Source organism: Nitrobacter sp., from assembly GCF_047149785.1.
Taxonomy (GTDB): Bacteria; Pseudomonadota; Alphaproteobacteria; order Rhizobiales; family Xanthobacteraceae; genus Nitrobacter.
Genome location: NZ_BAAGBE010000001.1, coordinates 1,799,195 through 1,824,948, shown reverse-complemented (window position 1 = coordinate 1,824,948; position 25,754 = coordinate 1,799,195). Strand labels below are relative to the sequence as shown.

The 25,754-nt window shown below is 62.0% G+C and carries 14 protein-coding genes; 5 read left to right on the top strand and 9 right to left on the bottom strand.

Going from position 1 to position 25,754, the window contains the following annotated elements:
- The first annotated feature begins 171 nt into the window (after positions 1-171).
- From ACMDCM_RS08355 to ACMDCM_RS08345, 3 genes are read left to right on the top strand one after another with little or no spacing between them, the layout of a single operon-like run.
- Positions 172-849 (top strand): response regulator transcription factor, encoded by a 678-nt coding sequence (locus ACMDCM_RS08355; protein WP_412774702.1) that lies wholly within the window; start codon positions 172-174, stop codon positions 847-849.
- 4 nt (positions 850-853) lie between these two features.
- On the top strand, positions 854-2,314 hold the full coding sequence (locus ACMDCM_RS08350; protein WP_412773126.1) for a sensor histidine kinase: 1,461 nt from the start codon (positions 854-856) through the stop codon (positions 2,312-2,314).
- Positions 2,311-5,274, top strand: coding sequence for a bifunctional [glutamine synthetase] adenylyltransferase/[glutamine synthetase]-adenylyl-L-tyrosine phosphorylase (locus ACMDCM_RS08345; RefSeq protein ID WP_412773125.1), 2,964 nt, complete (start codon positions 2,311-2,313; stop codon positions 5,272-5,274). The genes ACMDCM_RS08350 and ACMDCM_RS08345 overlap by 4 nt, the downstream gene beginning before the upstream one ends.
- A 98-nt stretch (positions 5,275-5,372) precedes the next feature.
- Here the strand turns inward: ACMDCM_RS08345 and ACMDCM_RS08340 are convergent, their stop codons facing one another.
- The 3 genes from ACMDCM_RS08340 to ACMDCM_RS08330 form a co-directional block, all read right to left on the bottom strand.
- Positions 5,373-7,697 (bottom strand): PAS domain-containing sensor histidine kinase, encoded by a 2,325-nt coding sequence (locus tag ACMDCM_RS08340; RefSeq protein ID WP_412773124.1) that lies wholly within the window; start codon positions 7,695-7,697, stop codon positions 5,373-5,375.
- A 208-nt stretch (positions 7,698-7,905) separates the two neighbouring features.
- Complete coding sequence (locus ACMDCM_RS08335) at positions 7,906-9,288, bottom strand: cation-efflux pump (RefSeq protein WP_412773123.1); 1,383 nt, start codon at positions 9,286-9,288, stop codon at positions 7,906-7,908.
- A 142-nt stretch (positions 9,289-9,430) separates the two neighbouring features.
- Positions 9,431-9,787, bottom strand: a complete 357-nt coding sequence (locus tag ACMDCM_RS08330) for a VanZ family protein (RefSeq protein ID WP_412773122.1) — start codon at positions 9,785-9,787, stop codon at positions 9,431-9,433.
- Between the two features lie 256 nt (positions 9,788-10,043).
- Here ACMDCM_RS08330 and ACMDCM_RS08325 point away from each other — a divergent pair, with 256 nt between their 5' ends.
- Both ACMDCM_RS08325 and ACMDCM_RS08320 read left to right on the top strand, forming a co-directional pair.
- Complete coding sequence (locus ACMDCM_RS08325; protein ID WP_412773121.1) at positions 10,044-10,343, top strand: HU family DNA-binding protein; 300 nt, start codon at positions 10,044-10,046, stop codon at positions 10,341-10,343.
- Positions 10,344-10,657: 314 nt separating this feature from the next.
- On the top strand, positions 10,658-10,918 hold the full coding sequence (locus ACMDCM_RS08320) for a DUF2249 domain-containing protein (RefSeq protein ID WP_412773120.1): 261 nt from the start codon (positions 10,658-10,660) through the stop codon (positions 10,916-10,918).
- Positions 10,919-11,062: 144 nt separating this feature from the next.
- Here ACMDCM_RS08320 and ACMDCM_RS08315 read toward each other — a convergent pair whose 3' ends face one another.
- From ACMDCM_RS08315 to treS, 6 genes are all read right to left on the bottom strand, one after another.
- Complete coding sequence (locus ACMDCM_RS08315) at positions 11,063-13,552, bottom strand: glycogen/starch/alpha-glucan phosphorylase (RefSeq protein WP_412773119.1); 2,490 nt, start codon at positions 13,550-13,552, stop codon at positions 11,063-11,065.
- 87 nt (positions 13,553-13,639) lie between these two features.
- On the bottom strand, positions 13,640-16,486 hold the full coding sequence (treY, locus tag ACMDCM_RS08310; RefSeq protein ID WP_412773118.1) for a malto-oligosyltrehalose synthase: 2,847 nt from the start codon (positions 16,484-16,486) through the stop codon (positions 13,640-13,642).
- Positions 16,486-18,249 carry a malto-oligosyltrehalose trehalohydrolase gene (gene treZ, locus ACMDCM_RS08305; protein WP_412773117.1) on the bottom strand — a complete coding sequence of 588 codons (1,764 nt, stop codon included), beginning with the start codon at positions 18,247-18,249 and terminating at the stop codon, positions 16,486-16,488. The genes treY and treZ overlap by 1 nt, the downstream gene beginning before the upstream one ends.
- Positions 18,246-20,321, bottom strand: coding sequence for a glycogen debranching protein GlgX (glgX, locus tag ACMDCM_RS08300; protein WP_412774701.1), 2,076 nt, complete (start codon positions 20,319-20,321; stop codon positions 18,246-18,248). Before glgX ends, treZ begins: the two co-directional genes overlap by 4 nt.
- Positions 20,321-22,471, bottom strand: a complete 2,151-nt coding sequence (glgB, locus tag ACMDCM_RS08295) for a 1,4-alpha-glucan branching protein GlgB (RefSeq protein WP_412773116.1) — start codon at positions 22,469-22,471, stop codon at positions 20,321-20,323. The genes glgX and glgB overlap by 1 nt, the downstream gene beginning before the upstream one ends.
- Complete coding sequence (gene treS, locus ACMDCM_RS08290; protein WP_412773115.1) at positions 22,468-25,752, bottom strand: maltose alpha-D-glucosyltransferase; 3,285 nt, start codon at positions 25,750-25,752, stop codon at positions 22,468-22,470. The genes glgB and treS overlap by 4 nt, the downstream gene beginning before the upstream one ends.
- Positions 25,753-25,754 lie beyond the last annotated feature (2 nt).

Sequence of the window (25,754 nt, the reverse complement as noted above, 5' to 3'; positions counted from 1 at the left end):
TCCGATGGGAACAGCCCCCCTCCGTCGGAAGGACTAGGGCGGTGGAGTCGCCCCAAGCTCCGCCGCCCGCTTTTTTGCGGATTGCGGGGCATTCTCGCGGTCTTGCGCGCGGGCGATGAGCGCGCCATGGTGATGGAAAGACAATACATCTTGGGCAATTCCAGCAACCAGATGCGCCTGCTGATCATTGAAGACGATCGCGAGTCCGCGGACTATCTCGTGAAGGCGTTTCGCGAGGTCGGGCATGTCGCGGAGCTTGCCAGTGACGGCGAGGAGGGACTCTCGCTTGCCGACGGGGGGGACTACGACGTGCTGGTAGTCGACCGGATGCTGCCGAAACGCGACGGGCTCTCGGTGATCGGCTCCCTGCGCGACAAGGGCAACCGGACTCCCGTGCTCATTCTCTCGGCGCTCGGTCAGGTCGACGATCGCATCAGGGGTTTGCGCGCCGGTGGCGACGACTACCTGCCGAAGCCCTATTCATTCGCCGAATTGCTGGCGCGGGTGGAAGTCCTGTCGCGCCGCCAGGGCGGTCGCGAGGAGACCGTCTATCGTGTCGGCGATCTCGAACTCGACCGGCTGTCGCATCGTGTCGCGCGTGGCGAAGAGGAGCTGACGCTGCAGCCGCGCGAGTTCCGCCTGCTCGAATATCTCATGAAACATGCAGGGCAGGTCGTGACCCGGACCATGCTGCTCGAGAACGTCTGGGACTACCACTTCGATCCGCAGACCAACGTCATCGACGTGCATATTTCGCGGCTGCGTTCCAAGATCGACAAGGGGTTTGAACGGCCGCTGCTTCACACCATTCGCGGCGCCGGTTACATGATCCGCGACGACATCCGGTAAGAAGGTGACGGCGTTCGGTAAGCTGTTTCGCACGACGGCGTTTCGGCTGACGCTGGTCTATCTGCTGCTGTTCGCGCTGTTTGCGGCCTCTCTCCTCGGATATTTCGCCTGGAATACCCGCCGCCTGATTACCGACCAGATCGCAGCGACGGTGAGCGAGGAAATCAACCTGCTCACGGGTGTTTTCAACCGCCGCGGCTTGCGCGGGCTCGTCTTCGCCATCGAAAATCGCGCTCTGCGGCCAGGCTCCAATCTTTATCTGGTAACGACGCCGGCCGGACTGGCGGTCGCCGGCAATGTCGGGTCGCTTCAGCCCGGCGTGATGGCAACCACCGGCTGGACCGAGACTGCCTACCGCCGCCTCGACGAGCAGGACAAGACCGACCATCGCGCATTGGTCAATGTGACGGAGTTGTCCAATGGATTTCGGCTGCTGATCGGCCGGGATCTCGAGGAACGCCATCGCATCTTCAGCGTCGTGGCTTCGGCCGCGCAATGGTCGCTTCTGATCGTGGTGGTTCTCGGACTCGGCGGCGGCGTCTTCGTGGCGCGGCGCGTCCTGCGCCGGATCGATGCGATGACCGGAACCACCCAGCGCATCATGGCCGGAGACCTGGGCGGCCGGCTTCCTGTTGGCCGCAGCGGCGACGAACTCGACCGTCTGGCGGAGAACCTCAATGCGATGCTCGAACGCATCGAAACGCTGATGAACGGGCTGAAGGAAGTCTCCGACAACATCGCTCACGACCTGAAGACGCCGCTGACGCGGCTGCGCAATCGCGCCGAGCAAGCGCTCGCCAGATCCGGCGGCGAGGGCGACTATCGCGCCGCATTGGAACAGACCATCGAGGAATCCGATGGCCTGATCCGCACCTTCAACGCGCTTTTGATGATAGCGCGGGCGGAATCGGGACAGGCGCGCGACAACATGGCGGATTTCGACGCCGCCGAGGTCGCGCAGGGTATCCACGAACTCTACGAGCCGCTGGCGGAGGACAACGGGCTGACGTTGAGCGTTCGGACCGGGCCCGCACCGCTGCATGGCAATCGCGAACTGATAAGCCAGGCGCTCGCGAACCTCGTCGAAAATGCGATCAAGTACGGACGGCCGAAGCCGTCGGCGCAGCCGCTCGGTGCGAATGCATCCGAAGTCGACAGGGCAATCCTGATCGAAGCCCGCCGCGACGGCGACCGCATCATTCTCGCCGTGACCGATCATGGTTGCGGGATTCCCGAACCTAACCGCAAGCACGCCGTCGAACGCTTCGTGCGGCTCGAAACCAGCCGGACGCTGCCGGGGTCCGGCCTCGGCCTGAGCCTGGCGTCCGCGGTGGCGACGCTGCATGGCGGGAGTCTCGCGCTCGACGACGCGGGTCCCGGCCTGCGAGCGACGCTGTCGATCCCTGCGCAGGACGGTGAAGGGCTTGCGGCGCCGACGCCGGACGTGCAACAGATTGGCGCATGATTTCATCCGCGAAGGACGACGCGGACCGGGCCTGTCTGGCGGCGCGTCTTGCGGACGGACCGGGGGTGTTCGCGCACGCCGAGGCCGAACGCCGTCTTGAGGACTGGCTGTCCGACCTGACGCCGGAGCAATCGGGCGCAATACGGGCCCTGATTGCTTCGTTTCCCCTGATCCGGGCCGTCCTGCTCGGTGTTGCGGAGTCGTCTCCCTATCTTTTCGACCTGATGCGCGCCGATCCGGACCGGACGCTGCGACTGTTTCGCGGCGAGCCCGAAGACCATCTCGCCCGGCTGGTCGCGGAAATGTCTGACGCGGCGGAGGCGGGCGATGAGACCGAGGCCATGCGGCAGCTTCGCGCCGTCAAGGCGGAAGCCGCGCTGCTGATCGCGTTGTGCGACATCGGTGGGGTCTGGCCGGTGATGCGGGTCACGGCGGCATTGACCGATATCGCCGTTGCCGCGGTCCGGAGCGCGTTGCGGTTCCTGCTGCGGCAGGAGACTGCGCGTGGCCGTTTGCAACCTTCCGACGCCGACCGGCCCGAGGACGGCAGCGGCTTCGTGGTGCTCGCAATGGGCAAGATGGGCGCGGGCGAACTCAACTATTCCAGCGATATCGATCTGATCGTCTTCTTCGATCTCGCGGCGCCGACGCTCGCGCCTGGGATCGAGCCGCAGCCGTTCTTCGTGCGCCTCACGCAGTCGCTTGCGCGCATGCTGCAACAAAGAACCGGCGACGGCTACGTCTTTCGGGTCGATCTGCGCCTGCGGCCGGATCCCGCCTCGACCCAGGTCGCGGTCTCGACCGCCGCCGCGCTCGACTATTACGAGCGCGAAGGGCGAACCTGGGAGCGCGCCGCGATGATCAAGGCGCGACCCTGCGCCGGCGACCGCAAGGCTGGCGAGACCGCGATCGCGGAGATTTCGCCCTTCGTCTGGCGCAAGCATCTCGATTTCGCGGCCCTTGCCGACGTTCACGACATGAAGCGGCAGATGCAGACCTTTCGCGGGCAAAGCGAGATCGCCGTCGAAGGCCACAACGTCAAGATCGGACGCGGCGGCATTCGTGAGATCGAATTCTTCGCGCAGACTCAGCAACTGATCGCCGGCGGACGTCATCCCGAATTGCGGGTGCGCTCGACGCTGGACGCGCTGAATATTCTCGCCTCGAGCAACTGGATCACGGAGCAGGCGCGGGACGAACTGGCAGCCGCTTATTTGTTTTTGCGCAAGGTCGAGCATCGGATCCAGATGATGGCCGACGAGCAGACCCACACCTTGCCCGCCGATATCGAAGCGATGGAACGCTTCGCGCGATTCCTCGGATTTGACGATCGGGCGAGCTTTGCCGCCGAATTGCTTGTGCACCTGAATTGCGTGCAGGGGCACTACAGCCGGCTGTTCGAAGGCGATGCCGCCGGCACCGTCAATCTGCCGGCGGTGGAATACGCCGCAGGACCCGATGACGTGCGGCTTCTCGATCATTTGCTGAAGCTCGGCTTCAGGCAGCCGAGAATGGTCGCCGGCACCATCCAGCAATGGATGGCGGGCGGATATCGAGCCCTCAAGGTCGAGGCGACACGCATCGCGTTCGAGGCCTTCGTGCCGGCGCTGATCGACGGTCTGGCGCGCGCGGAGGAGCCGGACAGCGCGGTTATGGCATTCGATCGGTTCTTGCAGGCGCTTCAGCGCGGCGGCCGGCTGATCTCGCTGCTCAGTCAGAACAGGGATCTCGTCGCGCTGGTCGCGCTCGTGCTCGGCGCGGCGCCGCGGCTCGCCGACATGCTGGCGCGTCGGCCCCAGATCATGGACGGGCTGATCGATCCGCGTTTCTTCGGCGCCATGCCCGATCGGAACGAACTGTCGGCGCGGCTGGCTGCCACGCTCGAGGACGCGAATTCCTATGAGGAATTTCTCGACCGGATGCGGCTGTTCGGCCAGGAAAGCCTGTTCCTCATCGGCACGCGCATCCTGTCCGGCACCGTGTCGGCACGCCAGGCCGGGCAGGTATTCGCCGACGTGGCTGAAGGGATCGTCGACACCGTGCATGGTTTGGTGAAGGACCAGTTCGCCGACCAGTATGGATGGATCGCAGGGCAGGAGACCGCGATCGTTGCGATGGGCAAGCTCGGGAGCCGCGAGATGACCGCATCGTCCGATCTGGATTTGATCCTGCTGTACGATTTCGATTCCGAACATCCCGATTCCGACGGCGCGCGGCCGCTGCACGGCGCGCAATACTTTGCCCGCTTCACCCAGCGTCTCATTAGCGCGTTCACCACCCGCACCAATTACGGCGTCCTCTATGATGTCGACATGCGGCTGCGGCCTTCTGGCCGCGCCGGCCCCGTCGCGTCGCATATCGACTCGTTTGCCGATTACCAGGAGCACGAAGCATGGACCTGGGAGCACATGGCGCTCACGCGTGCGCGCGTGATCTCGTCGTCGCCGTTGTTTCGCGCCCGGATCGAACGTGTCATCCGGAATATTCTGACGCGGCGGCGCGATGCCCGACTGATAGCCAGCGATGTCGCGGAGATGCGCCGTGCCATCGCGCTGGAAAAAGGCGAGCAGGATATCTGGGATCTGAAACACGCCGCCGGCGGTATGGTCGATATCGATTTTATCGCGCAGTATCTTCAGCTCGTCCACGCGGCGGACAAGCCGGACATTCTCAGCGTCAATACACAGCAGGCGCTCGACAACGCGCAGCGGTTGGGCGTTCTGTCGTTGCCGGATGCGGAAATCCTGCGGCCCGCGGCGCGGCTCTATCATGATCTGACGCAAATCCTGCGGCTCTGCGTCAGCGACAAATTCAAGCCGGCAACGGCGGGCAATGATCTGCTGCCGGTGATGGCGCGGGCCGGGGATGCCCCCGACTTCTCGGCGCTTGAAGCGCGCGTCCGCGATACCCAGGCAGATGTGCGCGGCGTGTTTCTCAGGCTGATGGAAGGCGGAGCTTAGAGCCTTTCCGCTTCTGATGGAACCAGAAGCGGGGCTCTATGTTTTGATTTGACGCGTTTTCTTTACGCGAACCGGTAGCCACTTCGCTCGAAAACGCTCTAAGCTGCGACACAGTCCGCAGGCCGCGCCGCGTCGCGGCGGGGCAGGGTGATGCGGACGACGGTCCCCGTGCCGGGTTTCGAGCGAAGCCGCATCGACCCGCCGTGCAGGTTGACCAGAGACTTGGCGATCGCCAGCCCCAGCCCCGATCCCGCATGGGTTTTGGTCAACTGGCTTTCGACCTGCTCGAACGGTTTACCGAGTCTGCGCAGCGCCTGCGGCGCTATGCCGATGCCGCTGTCGGCAATGGTCAGGACGACGGAATTTTCGGACACCTGGCTTCGCGCCAGGACCCGTCCGCCGTCGGGCGTGAACTTCACCGCATTGGACAGCAGATTGACGATGATTTGCTTGATCGCGCGACGATCGGCGACGATGGAAACGTCATCGTCGATCCTGACGTCAAAGGACAGGCTCTTGTCGGTGGTGCGGCCAGAGACCACCCGCAGCGATTCCGCCATTGTCCTGGCGAGGTCGAGCGGCTCCTTGTCGAGCTTCATGCGACCGGCCTCGATCTTGGACATATCCAGGATGTCGTTGATCACTTCGAGCAGATACTGGCCGCTGGTCAGAATATCGTGGCAGTATTCGCCGTACTTCTTCGAGCCGAGCGCGCCGAACATGCCGTTGCTCATGATCTCGGAGAATCCGATAATGGCGTTGAGCGGTGTCCTCAGTTCGTGGCTCATGTTGGCGAGGAATTTCGATTTCGCTCGGTTGGCGTCTTCGGCGCGGTCCTTCTCCTCCGCATATTTCCGCGCAAGGTCGGCGAGTTCGGCCGCCTGTTGCTCGAGCGTCGCCTGCGTCCGCTTGAGGTCGATGACCGTCGCCCGCAGCCGGAGATCGTTCTCGACGAGCTTCTGCTCGTGCTCCTTGATCCGGGTAATGTCGGTTCCGACCGACACGTAGCCGCCGTCCTTGGTGCGGCGCTCGCTGATGTGAAGCCAATTGCCGTTGTCCAGTTGCGCTTCGAACGTTCGCGCGCCAGGCGTGGCGGTGCCGGTTCCGGGCTGTCGCGCCCTGATCTCGTGCATGCGGCCGACTTCGATCACGGTTTCGTAGGAGGTACCGGCCGCGACCGCGCTGTCGGGTAGTTTGTGCAGGCGCTGGAAGTGGGAGTTGCAAAGGACCAGGCGGTCGTCGGCATCCCACAGCACGAAGGCCTCGGGGATGGTTTCGATCGCGTCCCGCAGCCGCAGATCGGCTTCGACGGTTTTTTCCGCGAGGCTCTTTTGTTCGGTGATGTCGACGGCGATCCCGATCAGATGCGCGCCCTGGCCGCCCGTACCCTGACTGAGTTCGCAACGCACACGCAACCAGATCCAGTGTCCGTCGCGGTGCCGCATCCGGAAACTCTGATCGATATGACGGATCTTTCCCGCGATGAGTTGGTCCGCAATGTCGAACAGGTCGATGTCGTCGGAATTGATCAACGCGCTGACTTCCCCGAAGGGTAGCAGGTCGCTGCGACTTTCCAGTCCGAGCATGGTGAACATCGATTGCGACCAGAAGATCCGTCCGCGCGACAGATCCCAGTCCCAAAGGCCGCAGCGACCGCGGTTGAGCGCGGTGTCGATCCGGCCGCGGACCGCATCGTTGATGAGGTCGCCCTCCCGCGCGCGAGTGGATTGCCAGTGGAATGCAAAGCCCAGGATCAGGACCACGAATCCGGTCGTTGCCGACAGCGTGATCGACAGCGCGGTGTCCGGACGCCATATTGAATCGTTCTTTTCCTGGATGACGGTGACCTGGCCCAGCAAGGGTCTGACGACGCGCTGGGTCGCGAACACTTCGCTGCCGTCCAGCAGGACGATGTCGGTGACGCTCGCCGGCGACGAGCCGCGCAATGCCGGAGATTGCGCGATGCCGATGAGGTCCAGAATCCGGTCGCTCTCGCCGGGCGTAGCTTCGGCCGGCACGCGCGCGAGAACGCGCTGATCGGCGCCGGTGATGATGATATGACGGCCGGCGACAATGCCCCAGGAGGGAATCAGGTCGGGCAACAGGTTCCGAAGTCGTTCGATGGAGGCGGGACGGTCCTGCCGGATGACGCCGACATGCTCGAGCCGTTCGGCCAGGAGATCGGCGAGCGCCAACAGATCGTGTTTCGTCATCGCCTGTTTCTGGCGCGTCTGATCGATGACCTGCACCAGGGCGCCGAAACATATCGTCACCAGAAACGCGATGATCAGGATCGGAACGGCACGGCGCAGCACGGGCTCTGCGATCAGCAGCCTGCGGTAGGCTGGTTTTGCGATCGATCGCGCCAATCCCTTGATCGAATCGGATTGAGCGCAAGCGTTCGCCGCCTGAGCGCGCGCCATGCCTTCGGCCCCCGTGAGAATTTTCCGTACACGCGTTCGGAGCGACAGCCCGGCCCGTCCGAATCACCGCGATTTGAATCCACTTTTTCGGAGCTGTCGAGAGTCAACGATTCGTTAATACGAAATAAATTTTGTCCAACGGAGATTCCAGGGCCTGCGAGGCTGTTCGTGTTGAGTCCGAAACAAGAACGTGCCCCCGCGGCAGCGATCAACTCCCGCGGGGGGGCTCCGCGTGGCTGATGACCCGCTTGACGCTCGGGAAGGCGCGGCGCAATGCGCGCTCAATCTCGTCAACCCGTTCATGCACCTTGGCGACGCTCATCGATGGCGCGGCGCGGCAATGGAAGTTGACGATCTCGCCGGCCTTGGTGTCCCGGACGCGCACGTTGTGAATGTCATGGATCGCGCCGCCTGCGACGAAACCGGACAGGGCTTTCCTGATGGCGTCGATCCGTGCGGGGGCGGCATCCGCGCCGAGCGGAAGCTCCGGCTCCAGCGGCTCGATATGCGTGTCCACCTCGACGTCCGCACCGAACTCGTGGCGAATGTCATGTTCCAGTCGATGTGCGATTGCATGGGCATCCACCAGCGCCATCTCGCCGTCGACCTCGAGGTCGATGCTGACCGTCAGCCTTTCTCCGAGATCGTGCACGGTGACGTGATGAATCGCGAGACCTGAATTGCGGGCGATCACCATGATGCGCTCGCGGACGCTTTCGTTGTCATGCGCGACCGGTATCGCGGTGAATGTCAGGTCGGCGTCGCCGAGAGCGGCGGACACGGCGTCCTGCGCCTGTTGCTTGATGGCGTCGATGCGGTCGATCGGATAGGTTCGCGGCACCTTGGCGATCACGTCGACAAAATGCCGGGGACCGACCATCCGCACCCGCAACCGCTCGACGTCGACGATGCCCGGCAGCGCCCTGATCGCGGCGCCGGCCCTTTCCGCGGCGCCTTCCGGCGCGCGATCCAGAAGGGTTTCCACGGTGGCGCGTCCGAGCCGCAAACCCAGCACCGAGATCAGGACGGCGACGCCGATCGCAGCAGCGGCATCGCCCCACGCGTAACCCAGTCCGGACAGCGACAGCCCGATGATGACGGCGACCGATCCAAGCACGTCGGAAGCAAAATGCAGGGCGTCGGCTTCCAGCGCCTGACTGCGGGTGTCGAGCGCGGCCCGGTGCAGCGCGCGCGCCCGCCAGGCATTGACGGCGATGTCGACCACCAGCACGACGAACGGAATGGCGGAGAGCGTCGGGGCCGGCGCGCCTTCGCGCAAATGGGCGTAGGCTTGCACGACGATGCCGCCTGCAAGGATGTAAAGAAGCGCAATGACGCCAAGCGCCGAAAGACTTTCGATCTTGCCGTGGCCGTAGTGATGTTCGTCGTCGGCGGGGCGGTCGGAAATGCGCACCACGATCCAGGTGGCAACCGTGGCGACGAGGTCGACCGAGCTGTGCAGAGCCTCGGAAATCAACGCCAGACTTCCGATCGCCACGCCGACCACGAATTTGATCGCCGCCATGCTGGCGCTGGCGATTATCGAGACGGTAGCGATTCTCGTTTTCGAATTGGAAGCGGCGGGCTGCATCCGTGGAGGTTTAGCAGTCCGTCACCCGGGATAAAAGCGCAGGCGATCCCGCAAGCGCCACTCATTCGCAGCGTGGCTCCGTAGTTGCGAATTGTTCCGATTTCAGGATGTGCAAGACGCGACAGGTTCGGCCCGCCGAGGTTCATCGGGCCTTTGATCCGCTCCATCGTGTGGCAAGCCGGCCGATCGCGGCAGCGACGGCGAGGCCGACACACGCTGCCAAGGCATCGACCAGGAAATCCTCCAGCCGCGCATGGCGGCCGGGCGCCCACAGTTGCATGATCTCGAGCAGGCCGATCAGAATGACGGACACCACCGCGACAAAGAGGCGTCGCCGCGGAAATGCGAGGCCTACGGCGAGTCCGACCAGAACGAAGGCGAGGGCGTGCTCGCCATCCTGCCCGAGCGGGGCGTGCGGGCGATAGCGCGGCGGCCCGAGCGTCGCGAATACGACCGCCGCGATCAGGATAAACGCGCCCATGCGGAACAGAATCTTCATCGTCCGCGCATAGCACGATTTGCACCCGTCCAGTGGCCGCGCGAGCCGTATGCCGCCTCACTTCTGTTTGCGCGCGCCGGGGGTCCACGAAGGTTTGCCGAGGACCTCCTCCGCGCCGGCTGTCCAGGATCGCAGGGGCCGATGCCGGGCGCCAGCCGCGGGATGAAGTAAGCTGTTATAAATCCCACAAGACGTGTTTTTTTGGCTGGATTTCGAAATATTGTTTTCCGGGCCGAATCAACAGACAGGATCGATGATGGCAACCCAGATGACGAAATCGCAGCTCGTTGAGAAAATCTCGGATCAGGCCGGATTATCCAAGAAGGACGTGAAGGGCGTTCTCGAGGCGCTTGCGACCACAGGCTACAAGGAACTCAAGAAGACCGGCACCTTCCTGCTGCCGGGCTTCGCAAAGTTCGTGGTTATCAAAAAGCCGGCGACCAAGGCGCGAAAGGGCACCAACCCCTTTACCGGCGAGCCGATGACGTTCAAGGCGAAGCCGGCCCGAAAGATCGTCAGGGCTCGGCCGGTCAAGGCGGCGAAAGACGCGGTGTGATGCAGGGGCCCCTCGGGGCCCTTGTTTTTTTGGACCCATCCCGATCTCACGTTGAGCCTGCCTGCCGGTTCTCGCCGAAGCCCGGTGGGCCCGCCACGCGCTATGCGGTCCAGGTTCAGCGCACTCCCTTGCGGCGACCGGTTAACGTTTGCAGATGTCGTCCAAAAAGATGTATTGCAAAAAGATGTATTGACTGTGCATCTTAATCGAGCGATTATTCCGCATGCATCAGGGTGATTCTGGGTCCCTGAATCTCGAGGATCGTTCGAAGGCAAGCTCTTTCCAGCGGCCCCATTGGGGCGACAGGAGCGGTCATGTGTCAGACAATCGAAGAGACTGATGTCGCCGAGATCGACTTCCGCAACCTGAATCCGGCGCAGCGCCAGACCAAGGCTTTTCGGATCGTCGGCGATCTGAGGGCGGGCGAGTCGTTCGTACTGGTGAGCGACTACGATCCGATACCGCTTCACTCCCAAATCCAGACCAGACACCCCGGCGAATTCTCGTGGACCTATCTGGAGCAGGGCCCTTCCATCTGGAAGGTGGAAATCGCCAAACAGTTCAAGGTGGCTTGACCCATAGCGGTCGGAGACGATCGCCTTGCCACCTTCGTCGACAAGACGCATCTTCCGCAGGGATCGCTTGTCGACCGCGCCGGCGGCTCTCACCCCGCCGGCGCCTCCCTTTCAGAAGGATGCTGCCGTATTGCGCGGCGGTTCTCAGGTCAGAGGAATATTCCAGATATCCTCGGCATATTCCCGGATGGTGCGGTCGGACGAGAACCACGCCATGCGCGCCACATTGAGAATGCTGGAGCGAGCCCACTCCGGACCGCCCCACTTCATGTCGACGGCGCGTTGCGTGCGGTAGTAATCCTCGAAATCCGCTGAAACCAGATAGTGGTCGAGAAACCGCAGCGCGTGCGCGATGGGCGCAAAACGCGAAACGTCGTCCGGCGAAAATACGCCGCGCTCAATGGCTTCGATCACGCCGGCCAGTCTCGGCGACGATGAGATGACGTCGGTGGCGTCCAGTCCCGTGGCGCGGTGGCGGACGACCTCATCTGCTTTCATGCCGAAGATAAAAATATTGTCCTCGCCGACATGCTCGAGAATTTCGATATTGGCGCCGTCAAGCGTTCCGATTGTGATTGCGCCGTTCAGCGCGAGCTTCATGTTGCCTGTTCCGGAAGCTTCCATGCCGGCGGTGGAAATCTGTTCGGACAGGTCGCTCGCCGGCACGATCACTTCAGCGGCGCTGACATTATAGTTCGGAATGAAGACCACCTTGAGGAGGCCCCTGATCGCGGGATCGTTGTTGATCACGCTGCCGATGTCGTTGATGAACTTGATGATCAGCTTGGCCTGCCGGTAGCTCGCGGCGGCTTTCCCGGCAAAAATCTTGATGCGCGGCGTCCAGTTGCCTTCGGGATTTGCAAGTATTGCTTGATACAACGCAACCGTCTCTATCGCGTTGAGAAGCTGACGCTTGTATTCATGGATGCGCTTGATCTGGACGTCGAACAGTGCCGTCGGATCGACGACAATACCAAGCCGGTCAGTTATGACCCGCGCGAGCGCGACCTTGTTCGCTCGCTTTATGGCCTGAAACTTCTGTTGGAACGCGTGGTCGTCCGACAATCGCTCGAGCGTCCGCAGCCGCTCAGGCTCATCCAGCACGGCGCCACCGCATGCATCCTGCAGCAGAGAGGTAAGCTTCGGATTGCATTGATGCAGCCAGCGGCGGAAGGTGATGCCGTTGGTCTTGTTGGTGATGCGGCCCGGATAAAGGCTGTTCAGGTCGGCGAACACGGTTTCGCGCATGAGTTCGCTATGCATGGCGGAAACGCCATTGATGCGATGAGAGCCGACGAAGGCGAGATGGCCCATGCGAACGCGGCGGCCGCCGGTTTCGTCGATCAGCGATACCGATGCGCTAAATCGGCTATCGGCTCCCGAATGCTTTTCCGCAGCCGTAAGATGGTCCGCATTGATCCGGTAAATGATGTCGAGATGGCGTGGCAGCATTCGAGCGAACAATTCGGCCTGCCAGGTCTCAAGCGCTTCCGGCAACAGAGTATGGTTGGTGTAGGAGATTGTCCTGGTGGTGATGTCCCAGGCATCGCCCCAATCGATTTGATATTTGTCTGTCAGCAGCCGCATCAGTTCGGGAACGGCGAGGCTGGGATGGGTATCGTTGAGCTGAATCGCCGCGTGGGATGGCAGCGACCGGATGTCGCCGTCGGTATGCAGATGTCGGTCGAGGATATCCTGCAGCGAGGCGGAAACGAAAAAGTATTCCTGGCGCAGGCGCAATTCGCGGCCGGCCGGCGTTTCGTCGCTTGGATAAAGGAATTTCGAGATCGCCTCGGCGCGCGCCATCTCCGACATCGCGCCAAGGTGGTCCCCGCTGTTGAAGGTGTCGAGGCGCATCGGATCGACGGCGCGTGCGGACCATAGTCGCAGCGCGTTGACGTGACGGCCGCGCCAGCCGACGACCGGCGTATCGTAGGCGACCGCCTGAATGGTTTCATCCGGTATCCAAAGCGTTCTTGGCGGGTCGGCCTGTTCCAAGCGTTCCAGACGCCCGCCATAGTGGATATCGAACACGACGTCGCCGCGTTCGAATTCCCAAGGGTTTCCCGACCGCAACCACTGTTCGGGAAATTCCTCCTGCCATCCATTTGAAATGATCTGGCGAAACAACCCGTGTTCATAGCGAATGCCGTAGCCATACGCCGGAATTGCAAGCGTCGCCATGCTTTCCATGAAACACGCGGCGAGTCGTCCCAGGCCTCCGTTGCCCAGCGCCGCGTCAGGTTCCACGTCGCGCAACGCGTCGAAGTCAATGCCGAGATCCTCGATGGCCGTGCGGAACGATTCCATCAGCGACATGTTCGTCAAAGCGTCGGTCAGCAACCGCCCGATCAGAAACTCAAGAGACAGATAATAAACGCGCTTGTCGCCTCGGCTCTGGGCGGCGCGGTCGGATTGAAGCCATTGATAGACGATGCGGTCGCGCAACGTCAGCGCCGCTGCGATATACCAGTCATGGATATTGGCGCGCTTCACATCCTTCCCGGCGACCAGAACGATCTTGGACAGTATCGCGCTCTTGATCTCCGCGATGTCATCGTCTCCGGATCTGGGCCGGATCGACGCGTTATTTTCGGGAACGCGATGTCGCTTTGGAGAGAATTCAAAGACCATCCTGCAATCCGATCTGTTTCCGCCATCGTTGGTGATGCCCAGCCGCGACTTCGCCAGAAATTTTAAGATGTTTCTCGCAGTCCGTGCTCAATTGGCGGTTTTGTGGTTCTTCACTTGGACCGTATCGCGCTTGTTTTGTTTTTGGAACCTCTGCTCCAGCCGCCTGGACCGAGCGATCGCGAACTCTGTGGAAATGCGCGCCGGCAGCAAAGCTGCCGGAAGGCGGTCGAACAGTCGCTTGAGGTCAAGTTTTCGTTCCCTTGCGGCCGGATGAGTAATAGCCAGATTGCCGAGATCCACGCGGGCATCGAGGCGATCAAACGCCGGCCACATCATGCCGGCGTCCGTGAATGGCGCAAAGTGCCGTAAGGCCGCGACAACGATGGCCTCGCTGCGGTAAGCGCGGGCAAATGCGATAACGTGACGGCGATGCGCGCCTTCCACGGCGAGCGGTCTGAAATCCCCATTGGTGAAAACCTTGGCGTGGCGCTTGCGCATGTCCAGAAGGCGATGCGTCCAAAGCAGCTTGATACGGCCATCCTTCCAGCTCTCGGCTAGCGCCGCCATATCGGTCGCATCGGCATCGAGAATGGCTTGGCGCGCCGCGAAATCCACCGGCCGCCGGTTATCCGGATCAACCAGCGAGAAGTCCCAAAGCTCGGTGCCCTGGTAAAAATCCGGAACGCCGGGAATCGTTGCTTTCAAGGTAATCTGGGTCAGCGAGTTCAACGCGCCGATCAGCGATGTGCGGCGCGCGAAGCTTTTCAGGGATTGGAGAAATTCGGGCGACCGGTGTTCATTCAGAATGCCGGTCAGAAATTTCCGGACGCCGTCTTCGTACACCGAGTCGGGATTCAGCCAGCTTGTTTGCAATTTGGCCTCGCGACAGGCTTTCTCGGCGTATGCCTTCATTCGCGCGACAAACGCAGGCTCGATGTCGTCGAGGGGAAGGGCGCCGATCAGTGCCTGATACAGCATGTATTCGTCCGCCACCGACGGGCTGCGGGTGCCGTTGCTCGTAGAAACCAATCCCGCGTTCCAGGTTTTCCAGCGTCCCACCATGCTCGCCCATTCGGCCGACAATTCGGTTAGCGCGAGTATCCGGGTGCGCGCGTCCTCGCCGCGCTTGGTGTCGTGGGTGGCTGTAGTGCTCAGTCCGTGCGGCTGGCGGCCGGCGCGCTGAAGCATCTTTCGGTAAAAGCCGTCGACATCGAGAGCCGGTGCGGCCGGGTTTCCTCCGACTTCGTTGAAAGCAAGAAGGCGGTGATAACGATAAAAGGCCGTATCTTCGAGAGACTTGGCCATCGTCGGCCCGGTGAACTGCTGGACTTTGAGCGCGAACCGGCGGACCCGCCGACGGCTATGCCCCGACCGTCCGGGGGCTAGCAGATCGAGCGTCAGCGCGTCCTGAAGAAAGTCAAAAATCCCATCATCGGCGGCGAACCACTCCTGCCGCGCTTTCGCGATCGTCTCGGCAATGAGCTTTCGCTCGCCCTCGGTCGGTCCCGCCGGCGTGATGTAGGTGCGATACACCGGAAAATGCAGGACGAACAACTCGAAGGCCTGCCGAAGACTGTCGGCGGAATAATCGCGCGTGGAGTAGTGACCGGCGGCGATGCGGGCCAGCAATCGGGTGAGAACGGTGAATTCGCTCGCGAGGAGAGTCTCGATCACTCGCCGCTTTGCGGCCCGCAATATGGGATCGAATGCGGGTGCGATATCGCTGGCCTGACGCCAGACTTCGTCGAGGGTCTCCAGGCCATTCTCGTCGGCGAGCACTCGGGAAATGGCGTTCAGGCACTCGTAACCCGTGGTACCCTCGATGCCGGCGAATTTTGGCGGGGCTTCGTCATCTTCCAGAATCTTCTCGATCAACAGATAAAACGGACGGCGATGTGCGCCCTGGGCTTCGTGGACCAGGCGCCGGAGACGTCTGCAATACTGCGCAGGATCGTACAATCCGTCGATATGATCGAGCCGCAGGCCTTGAATCTTGTTTTCGGCGATCAAGCGGCGGACGAGAGCATGAACATGGTCGAACGTATCGTGATCCTCGACGCGAATTCCCGCCAGCGAGTTCACGTCAAAAAATCGTCGATAGTTGATGTCGCTGGTTGCAAGCTTCCAGTGCGCGAGTCTGTAATGCTGCCGTTCCAGCAGGCGATGAAGGGCTTCGGTCTGCGCGGGCCTGTCAGGGCCGGCGCGATAAGCCTCAAGGCCCTGCCGGATGGCGACTGCACCGCCAGCGACGGCTGCTATGTCGCGTTTGAGCGCTGATGCACGATCGCGCTCGCGGCTTTTCCGGCTGCCATAGCGCATGGCGACGGAGAGCAGGTCGTCGCGGGTGGAATTCGGCGGAATCTGGCCCGCGATGGTCTTGAGGATGTCGCTGTAGCGATCCGGTACGATCGGGAGCCGGTGTTCGAAATACCAGGCTGAGAAACTTCCCTCCCGCGGATCATACTTCAACTCGATTTCGCCTCGCGTGAGCGGAACGCCGTAAGGCGATCCCAATATCGGAAGCAACAGTCCGGGCTTGCTGCGGAACGGAAGTATGTCCCAATCGATGTCGAAGGTATCTGCGAACGCCGACTTCGGACCCCATTCGAGCACATCCAGCCACCAGGCATTGTCCGCATGGTGAACGCCCATATGGTTTGGAACAAAATCGAGGATCAGGCCGATCTCATGAGACGCCAGAGCCGCGCTCAGCCGATTGAATCCGTCTTCACCGCCGAGCTCAGGGTTGAGAACATTGTGATCGACGATGTCGTAGCCGTGAGTGCTGCCCTGCCGTGCCTTCATGAAGGGCGATGCATAGATATGGGTGACGCCCAGTTTCTTGAGATACGGAACGATGGCCGCAGCGCCATCAAAAGTGAAACGCGACGTGAATTGCAGGCGATAAGTTGCAAGCGGAATGCCGCCGTCCATCAGGTCGCTCCCATGGACCAGAATACGGACCAGGCCGGCAAGCGCGCAGGCGGCTCTCCGCCCCAGATCAGGCGGCCCGGCATTGCAGATGCATCGTTGGTGACGTTGTGATCCGAGATATTGGCGCGAAGATGCAAGAGTGCGCTGTTGCCGAGACGCCAGTATGCGATCAACAGGCGATCGTTTTGGCGCAGTTCGGCGGAAGCAAATGCGGCGTGGCCGAGGTGTGGCCCAAGCGCGTCCCTGCGAACCCGCAACAATTCCCTGACGAGCGCGTGGCGCGGCAGGTGTTGACCGTTCTCGGGCCACGCCAGAACAGCCGACTCGAACGTTGACTGCGCGAGAGGATCGGGTACCTCATCCCCGAACATTTCGTAGGCTTCGGCGAATTCCCTTCGTCGTCCGGCTCGCACCGCATCGGCAAGGTCGCCGGTGAAGTCGCAGAAGAACGGAAACGGCGTCGTCGCTCCCCATTCCTCGCCCATGAACATCAGCGGCGGCATGGGCGCGAGCAGGGTGATCGCGAGCGCGGCCTCGATGGCTCGCGCGTCGGCGGTCCATTCGAGGCGGTCGCCCAGCGCGCGGTTGCCGATCTGGTCGTGGTTCTGAAGAAAGTTTACGAAGGCGGCAGGCGGCAGCGTGCCGATCCGTTCCCCGCGCGCGCGCCCGCCGCGATGAGCCGAGGGTTCGCCTTGATAGGCAAAGCCGCCGCGCAGCGTCCGCGCGAGAAGCTGGCGCGGTTGCGTGGCGTAGTCGCCATAATAGCCGTGCGTCTCCTGGGTGAGGATGACGTGCCAGACGTGATGGTAGTCGTCGTTCCATTGTGCGCGATACTTTCCATCCGGAATGCACGAAGACGGATCGAGCAGCGCCGCGCCGTTATTGTCGTTCTCCAGCACAAGGTGGATATGTCGTCCGCTTTGTCGTGCCAGATCGCCGACAGCGCGGCTGATATCGTTGAGGATCGAGGGCTCTCCTGTCTCGGCGAGGGCATGCACTGCGTCGAGACGAAGGCCGTCCAGCCGATAGTTGTCGAGCCAATGCAGCGCATTGTCGACAGCGAAGGCGCGAACTTCGGGAACGCGATAGTCGATCGCGCTCCCCCATGGCGTCTCTGCGTCGCAGAAAAACTGCGGTGCATAGCGCCAAAGATAATTTCCTTCCGGCCCGAAATGGTTATAGACGACGTCGAGAAAGACCATCAGTCCGCGCAGGTGGGCCTGATCGATCAATTCCCTGAGATCGTCCGGCGTGCCGTAAACGTGATCCGGCGCGTACCACAGCGCGCCATCGTAGCCCCAGTTCCGCGCCCCGGCGAAGTCGGCGAGCGGCATCAGTTCGAGTGCGGTGATCCCGGTCGAGACCAGATGATCGAGCTTTCCGATCATGGCGCGATAAGTGCCCTCCGGCGTAAAGGTGCCGACATGGCATTCGAGGATGACCGTCTCGTGCCACGGCCTGCCAAGCCAGCCGGCCGTTTTCCACCGGAAGCTGCCGTGATCGACAAGCTCGCTCGGACCGGAAACGTCACGGGGCTGATATGATGAAGCCGGATCGGGAACGTCCGTGTCGCGGTCGATTCGGTAATGATAGCGCGTGCCGGATCGCGCCGCGGCCACCTCGGCGATGAACCAGCCGCCGCTATCTTTTGCCATCGTGTGCGTGGTGTCGGTGATGACGGCGACTTCGTCGGCCGCGGGCGCCCAGAGCCGGAACGTCGCGCCGTCCGGCCGAAGAACGGGGCCGAAGCGGCCGGTTCTCATGGCTGGCCTGCAAACGCGATCACGCTGCGGGGCGGCGCCTGCATGGTCGCGTGGGGGCTGTGCGTGCTGCCTTCTGCATCATTGTCGGTCGTGTGAAGCACGATCGCCCATGTCTTGTACTCCTCCATATTCGGCATCTTGAACTCGATCGGCTCAGGCGCAGCGTTAAGCACGATATAGATTGCCTGCTGGCCGTGCTCCATGGGCCCGAGCACGTAGGAGAGAAACCGTCCTTCGGGAAAGTTCCAATCCGCTTCGGTCATTTCATTCCCGTCCGGCGTCAGCCACAGCACGCCAGAGGAGCCGTCAGCTTTCTTTCCGACCACCCATTGGCGCGACCTGATCTGCGCAAAGCGTCTGCGGATGGCGGTAAGACGTCCGACGAAGTCGGTCATGTCGTCGCCCTCGTGGCCAAGTCCGCTCCAGTCGATCCAACCGATCTCGTTGTCCTGGCAATAGGCGTTGTTGTTTCCATTCTGGCTGTTGCCGACCTCATCGCCCGCAAGGAGAAGCGGAACGCCCTGAGCGAGCAGCAGGCACGCAAGCTGGTTCTTGCGAAGCTGGCGGCGGAGCGCGACGATCGTGGGATCGTCGGTCGGCCCCTCGTTGCCGCAGTTGTTGCTGTGATTGTCATTGGAGCCGTCGCGATTGTCCTCGCCGTTGGCCTCGTTGTGTTTCTCGTTATAGGAGAACAGGTCGGCGAGCGTAAAACCGTCGTGAACGGTGACGTGATTGATGCCGGCGCGCGGCGATCGGTCGTCATGATTGAAGAGATCCGACGATCCGGTCATGCGGCCGCCGACGTCGCCGATCAGATTTCCTTCGCCGGCCCAGTAACGGCGCAAAGTGCTGCGATACCGGTCGTTCCACTCGGACCATTGTGAAGGAAATCCACCGACCTGATAGCCGCCGGCGCCGATATCCCAGGGCTCGGCGACAAGCTTGACGGCGGCGAGAGCGGGATCCTGCCGGATCGCATTGAAAAAGGAGCTTTTACGGTCGAATCCATGGGGACCGCGCGCCAGCGTGCTGGCGAGATCAAAGCGGAAGCCGTCGATGTGGCAGACTTCGACCCAATATCGCAGAGAGTCCATCACCATTTGCAGCACGCGAGGGTGTGTCAGGTTCAACGAGTTGCCGGTGCCTGTGAAGTCGTCGTAGTAGCGGGGATTGTCCGGCATCAACCAATAGTAGGAGGCGTTGTCGATGCCGCGGAACGACAGCGTCGGCCCGAGGTGGTTTCCTTCTGCGGTATGGTTGTAGACGACGTCGAGCATGACCTCGAAGCCGGCGTCGTGAAGGCGGGCGATGGCCATGCGAAATTCGTCAAGCGCGCCATCCTTGGCGTAGCGCGGCTCCGGCGCGAAAAACGAAATGGAATTGTAGCCCCAATAGTTATTCAGCTTGCGCTCGACCAGTTGGCGGTCATCGACGAAACCATGAATCGGCAGAAGCTCGATCGTGGTGACGCCGAGTCGTCGCAGGTGATCGATCATGGCGGGCGCCGCGAGCGCGCGGTAGGTCCCGCGCAGTTCAGGAGAAATGTCTCGACGCGTCCTGGTCAGGCCCTTGACATGAGCTTCGTAGACGATCGTGTCTTCCCAGGAAACACTGGGACGCGGTTCGCGCCGGCCCCAGTTGAATGTCTCGTCGGTGACGGTGGCCTTCGGCATGGCGCGCGCATTGTCACGCCGGTCGAACGACAGGTCCTCGCGCGGGCTTCCGGTGCGGTAGGCGAAGTGCGCGTCGCTCCAGACCAGCCGTCCGCTGACTTTCTTGGCGTAAGGATCGAGCAGCAGTTTGTGGTGATTGAAGCGATGACCGTGCTGGGGTTCGTAGGGTCCGTAGACGCGATAGCCATAGAGCTGGCCCGGCGCGACATCGCTCAGATAGCCGTGCCAGACGTTCTCGTTGTGCTCGGGCAGGGCTATGCGCTCGATTTCCCGTCGCCCGTGGCTGTCGAACAGGCAGAGTTCGACCTTTTCCGCATGAGCCGAAAAGAGGGCGAAGTTCGTGCCGCGCCCATCCCAGTTCGAACCGAGGCGGACATGCGTGCCTTCCGAGATCCTCATCATGCAGGTTCCGGCACCAGGAAGATGACCGCGAGCGGCGGCAGCGTCAGGCCGAGTTCGGGAATGATCCCGTCCAGTGTCTCCACCGTGCCGCTGTTGCCGACGTTGCTTCCGCCGTAATGAGCGGAATCGGTATTGAGCGTTTCGCGCCACTGGCCGGCAAAGGGCACCCGCACGCGATAGTCGCGATGAACGGTCGGGGTAAAGTTGGCGATCACCAGACAGCGCGCCCGTCCATTTTCTCCTTTGCGCATCCATGCGAAGACGCTGCGGTCATTGTCGTCGGCGATGATCCATTCGAAGCCTGACGGGTCGCAATCCAGTTCGTGCAGTGCGGGCAGTTCGCGATAGAGTGCGTTGAGGTCACGAACGAGAGCCTGGATTCCCCGGTGACGGCCTTGATCGAGGAGGTGCCAGTCGAGAGCGCGATCGTGGTTCCATTCGCGTTCCTGACCGAACTCCGCGCCCATGAACATCAGCTTCTTGCCGGGGTGGCCGAACATGAACGCGTAGTATGCGCGCAGGTTCGCAAAACGCTGCCAGTCATCGCCCGGCATGCGGCCAAGGATCGACCGCTTTCCATGCACGACCTCATCATGCGACAGCGGCAGGATGAAGTTCTCCGAGAATGCATAATGCAGTCCGAACAGGATCTGGTCGTGGTGGTGCTTGCGGTAGATCGGATCCTTGCCGATGTAGTTCAGGGTGTCGTGCATCCAGCCCATATTCCATTTGTAGCCGAACCCCAAGCCGCCGAACTCGGCCGGGCGCGAGACCTGCGGCCACGCCGTCGACTCTTCGGCCACCGTTGTCGCGTGCGGGAACTGTCCGAATACCTCTCGATTGAAACGGCGCAGAAATTCGATGGCTTCAAGATTTTCACGGCCGCCATGCTTGTTGGGAATCCAGCCGCCCTCGGGGCGGCTGTAATCGAGATAGAGCATGGAGGCGACGGCATCGACGCGCAGGCCATCAACGCCGTAGCGATCGAGCCAGAACAATGCATTGGCGACGAGGAAATTGACGACTTCGGTGCGGCCGTAGTTATAGATCAACGTGCCCCAGTCGAGATGGCGACCTTGCAACGGGTTGGCATGTTCGTAAAGCGAGGTGCCGTCGAAGTGGCCGAGGCCGTGGGGATCGTCGGGAAAGTGACCGGGCACCCAATCCAGCAAGACACCGAGCCCGGCGTGGTGGCAGGCATCAATCAGATGCGCGAAATCCTCAGGCGGGCCGAAACGGCTGGTCGGTGCGTAAAGGCCGGTAGGTTGGTAGCCCCAGGAGCCGTCGAACGGATGCTCGTTCACCGGCATCAACTCGATGTGGGTGAAGCCGAGTTCGCTGGCGTATCGCGGCAAGGCGTCCGCGATTTCGCGATAGGACAGCCAGCGGTTGCCGTCGCCGCGCCGCCACGACCCGAGATGGACCTCGTAGATCGAGATCGGAGCGTTGCGTGCATTGATGGCGGCGGGCGCAGACATGGGACGCGTCAACGCCGCCTCGTCGAATACGATCGACGCGGTGTTCGGTCGTACCTCCGCCGCAAACGCCATCGGATCGGATTTCAGCGGCAGGAGATCACCGCGCTGATCCGTGATCGCGAATTTGTAGCGATCGCCTACGCGTGCGCCGGGAATGAACAATTCCCAGTATCCGTTGCTTCGTACGCGCATCGGATGCCGGCTTCGGTTCCAGAAATTGAAATCGCCGACGACAGCGACCGCCCGCGCGTTGGGCGCAAGCACGACAAAACCGATGCCGTCCACACCGTCCATCGTCATCGGATGGGCGCCGAGCTTGTCGTAGAGCCGCTGATGCGTGCCTTCGCCGAGCAGATAGAGATCGAAATCGCCGAGGATCGGCGAAAAGCGATAAGGGTCCTCGAGTTCGACCGTGTCGGCGCCATAGCGGGCGCGAAGGCGGTAGCGTTCGGCGCCGTCCGCCAGGTTACCCAGGAAAAGTCCGGCGTCATGAATACGCGTCAGCGTTGACTCTTTGCCGTGCTCATCGACGACGCGCACCTCGGATGCCTCAGGCAGATAGGCGCGAACCACCTGGCGGTCGTTCTCTCGATGGCGACCGAGATAGTGAAAAGGATCGGAATGCCGTCCCTCGACGATGGCGCGGGCTTCGGATGACAGTTCGGTCATGCGCGGTCCGTTCCCTGTTTGCGCAGCACGCGAAGCGCGCCGCCCAAGGCGACGCGCAGCCAGTCCGGGCGATGCGCGAGTTCATAATCGATTTCATAAAACGCTTTTTCGAGCAGGAAGAATCGCAGCGTGCTCTCGGCGTCGTCGTTGTCCAACGGCCATAGCCGGGAGTCAGGCATTGCTTCGCGGTAGGCCGTCAGGAAAGTTCGCGTCGCTTCGTCCCGCCATGCCGACAACGCCGCAGCCAGCCGTCCGTCCTCGTCCGTTCCGGTCTTGAGCGCGCGCTCCTGCGCGGAGGTGACGGAATAGTCGATGGACCTGATCAATCCGGCGACGTCACGGGCCGCCGGCGCCTTCATCCGTCGCTCAGGAAGGCTCCGACGGGGCTCGCCTTCGAAGTCGATGATAAAAACGTCGTCGCGAACGACGAGAATCTGCCCGAGATGAAAGTCGCCGTGATGCCGGATGTTGTACATTTGAATCGAGGGTGGCAGCAGCTCGGCGAGCCGGGTGCGCAACGCGGTGCGATAGCCCAGAATTTCGTCGGCAAGAAATCGGTCCGACTCGGAGAGCTTGGCTTGGGCGAGGCGGTCGAACGTTTTCTCGGCGCGCGCCATCAGGCGATCGATAAGGTGCGCGACGTCCGAAGCCGTCACGGGCTCGGGGCGGAAATCTGCGATATCGTCGCGGCTGGCCAGGGCGACGTGCATTTCCGCGACCCGCTTGCCGGTTTGCACCATGTAGCGCTGGTATGCGGCCTTCTCCTCGAGCGCCGGAGCCGAATCGTTCGCTCCGACCAGCCGCTGCTCGTCGACAAAGCGATCCAGCGCGGCGTTGCTGACCGTCCAAGCGTCGCCCTGGTTGCCGACGAAGGCATGGACGATGGCGACGGCGGCCTCGACATCCGGCCCCGTCAGTTCGGCGCTGCCGAGCAGCGCGGGCGTGTTGGCGAACCCGGCGACGTCGGTCAGAAAGCGGCCGACTTCCACTTCCGGATTGACGCCGTTTTCCAGCTTGCGATAGATCTTGACGACAAACTTGTTGTCCACCAATGCGGTGCTGTTCGACTGTTCGGTTTGCACCGCGCGAACGTTGGAGATCGGCTCTTCTGCAATCGAGGCGAGCCGTTCCGTGGGACGGTAGGCAAGCTGCAACTCGCCTTCCTCGAAGGTTGCCCGTTGGCGCAGGCCGTCGATGATGCCGGCGATCAGATCGGTTTCATGGGCGGTATCGATCAGGGTTCCTTCGCGGGATCCCTGCCGCACGGCGGCGATATTTTGGGGATCGAACTTGCGACGGTCGAGCCGGTCCCAGCGGATCCGGATCGGCATTGCGTATCGTCCCGACTGTCCGCGATGGGTCACGTCGAAGATAATCAGCCATGGCCGGGAGATCTGATCTTTCATGAGCGGTATCGCAGCCGGGACGCGCGCGGTGATGGCGCCGGCCGAACGTTCGGGAAACCAGCGCGCGCGGGCGAGATGCGAAGGCAGGACGTCGCGCTCGAAAATCGAGCGGGTCCGCGCCAGCGACATCCAGGTCGAGCCCAGCGGAACCACAAGGGTCTCATAGTCGGGCACGATCATTGGCGCGACATTCGGCGACGGCGGCTTTTCGGTCAGCCGGAACCAATAGAATCCGTAAGGTGCGAGCGTGATCAGGTAAGCCAGCTCGCCGATATCGGGGAAGGTGGTCCGCCCGAGCATTTCGACGGGCGAACGGCCCTTCCAGTGCGACAGATCCAGCTCGGAAGCCTGTGCCGATCGCGACAGGTTCGCGACGCAAAGCACGACCTGGTCCTCGTATTGACGCACGTAAGCGAGGACGCTGCGATTCGACGAACGCACGAAGGACATGACGCCTCGGCCGAAGGCGGGACTGGATTTCCGCACCGAGATCAGCTTCTTCATCCAGCTCAAGAGCGACGACAGGCTCCGCGACTGGGCTTCGACATTGACGGACTCGTAGCCATAGACGGCATCCATGACCGGTGGCGCATAGAGCCGCGCCGGGTCGCATCGCGAAAATCCCCCATTGCGATCAGGAGTCCACTGCATGGGGGTGCGCACGCCGTTGCGATCGCCAAGATAGATGTTATCGCCCATCCCGATTTCGTCGCCGTAGTAGATGATCGGGGTGCCCGGAAACGACATCAACAGCGAATTCATCAGCTCGATCTTGCGCCGGTCATTGTCCATCAAGGGAGCCAGGCGGCGGCGAATGCCGAGATTGATGCGCGCGCGGGGGTCGGCGGCATAGGTCGACCAGAGATAGTCGCGCTCGATATCCGTCACCATTTCGAGCGTCAGCTCATCATGGTTGCGCAAAAACATAGCCCATTGGCAGTTTGCCGGAATATCCGGTGTTTGCCGCAGGATATCCGTGATCGGAAAGCGATCCTCCTGCGCGATCGCCATGTAAATGCGCGGCATCAGCGGGAAATGGTAGGCCATGTGGCACTCGTCGCCCTCGCCGAAATAGGACTGGACATCCTCCGGCCATTGATTGGCTTCGGCCAGAAGCACCTTGCCCTTGGCGTAGGCATCGAGCTCCGCACGAATGTGTTTGATCACCGCATGCGTTTCGGGAAGATTCTCGTTGTTGGTGCCATCGCGCTCGCAGAGATAGGGAATGGCATCCAGCCGGAAGCCGTCCACACCTGCATCGAGCCATCGCTTCATGACCTGAACGACGGCCCTGACCACGCGCGGATTGTCGAAATTGAGATCCGGCTGGTGCGTGAAGAAACGGTGCCAGTAATAGGCATTGGCTTCGGCATCCCAGGCCCAGTTCGACTTTTCCGTATCGGTGAAAATGATGCGCGTGTCCTGGTATTTCTTGTCGGTATCGCTCCAGACATACCAGTTGCGCGCGCTCGATCCGGGCGGGCTGCGCTGGGCGCGCTTGAACCACCGGTGCTGGTCGGAGGTGTGGTTGATGACGAGCTCGGTGATCACGCGAAGTCCACGGCGCTTCGCTTCGGCGATAAAGCGCCGAAAGTCCTTCATCGTGCCGAAGTCGGGATTGACCGAACCGTAATCGGCGATGTCATATCCATCGTCGCGCCCGGGAGAGGGATAGAACGGCAGCAGCCACAGCGTGGTGACGCCCAATTCCTGAAGGTAATCGAGCTTGCCCGTCAGGCCGGCGAAATCGCCGATGCCATCGTTGTTGCTGTCGGCGAACGCCTTGACGTGAAGCTGATAGATGATGGCGTCCTTGTACCAGAGATCGTCGGTCTGGACGTATCTGTCGGTACGGATTTGAGTCATGTCGTTCATGG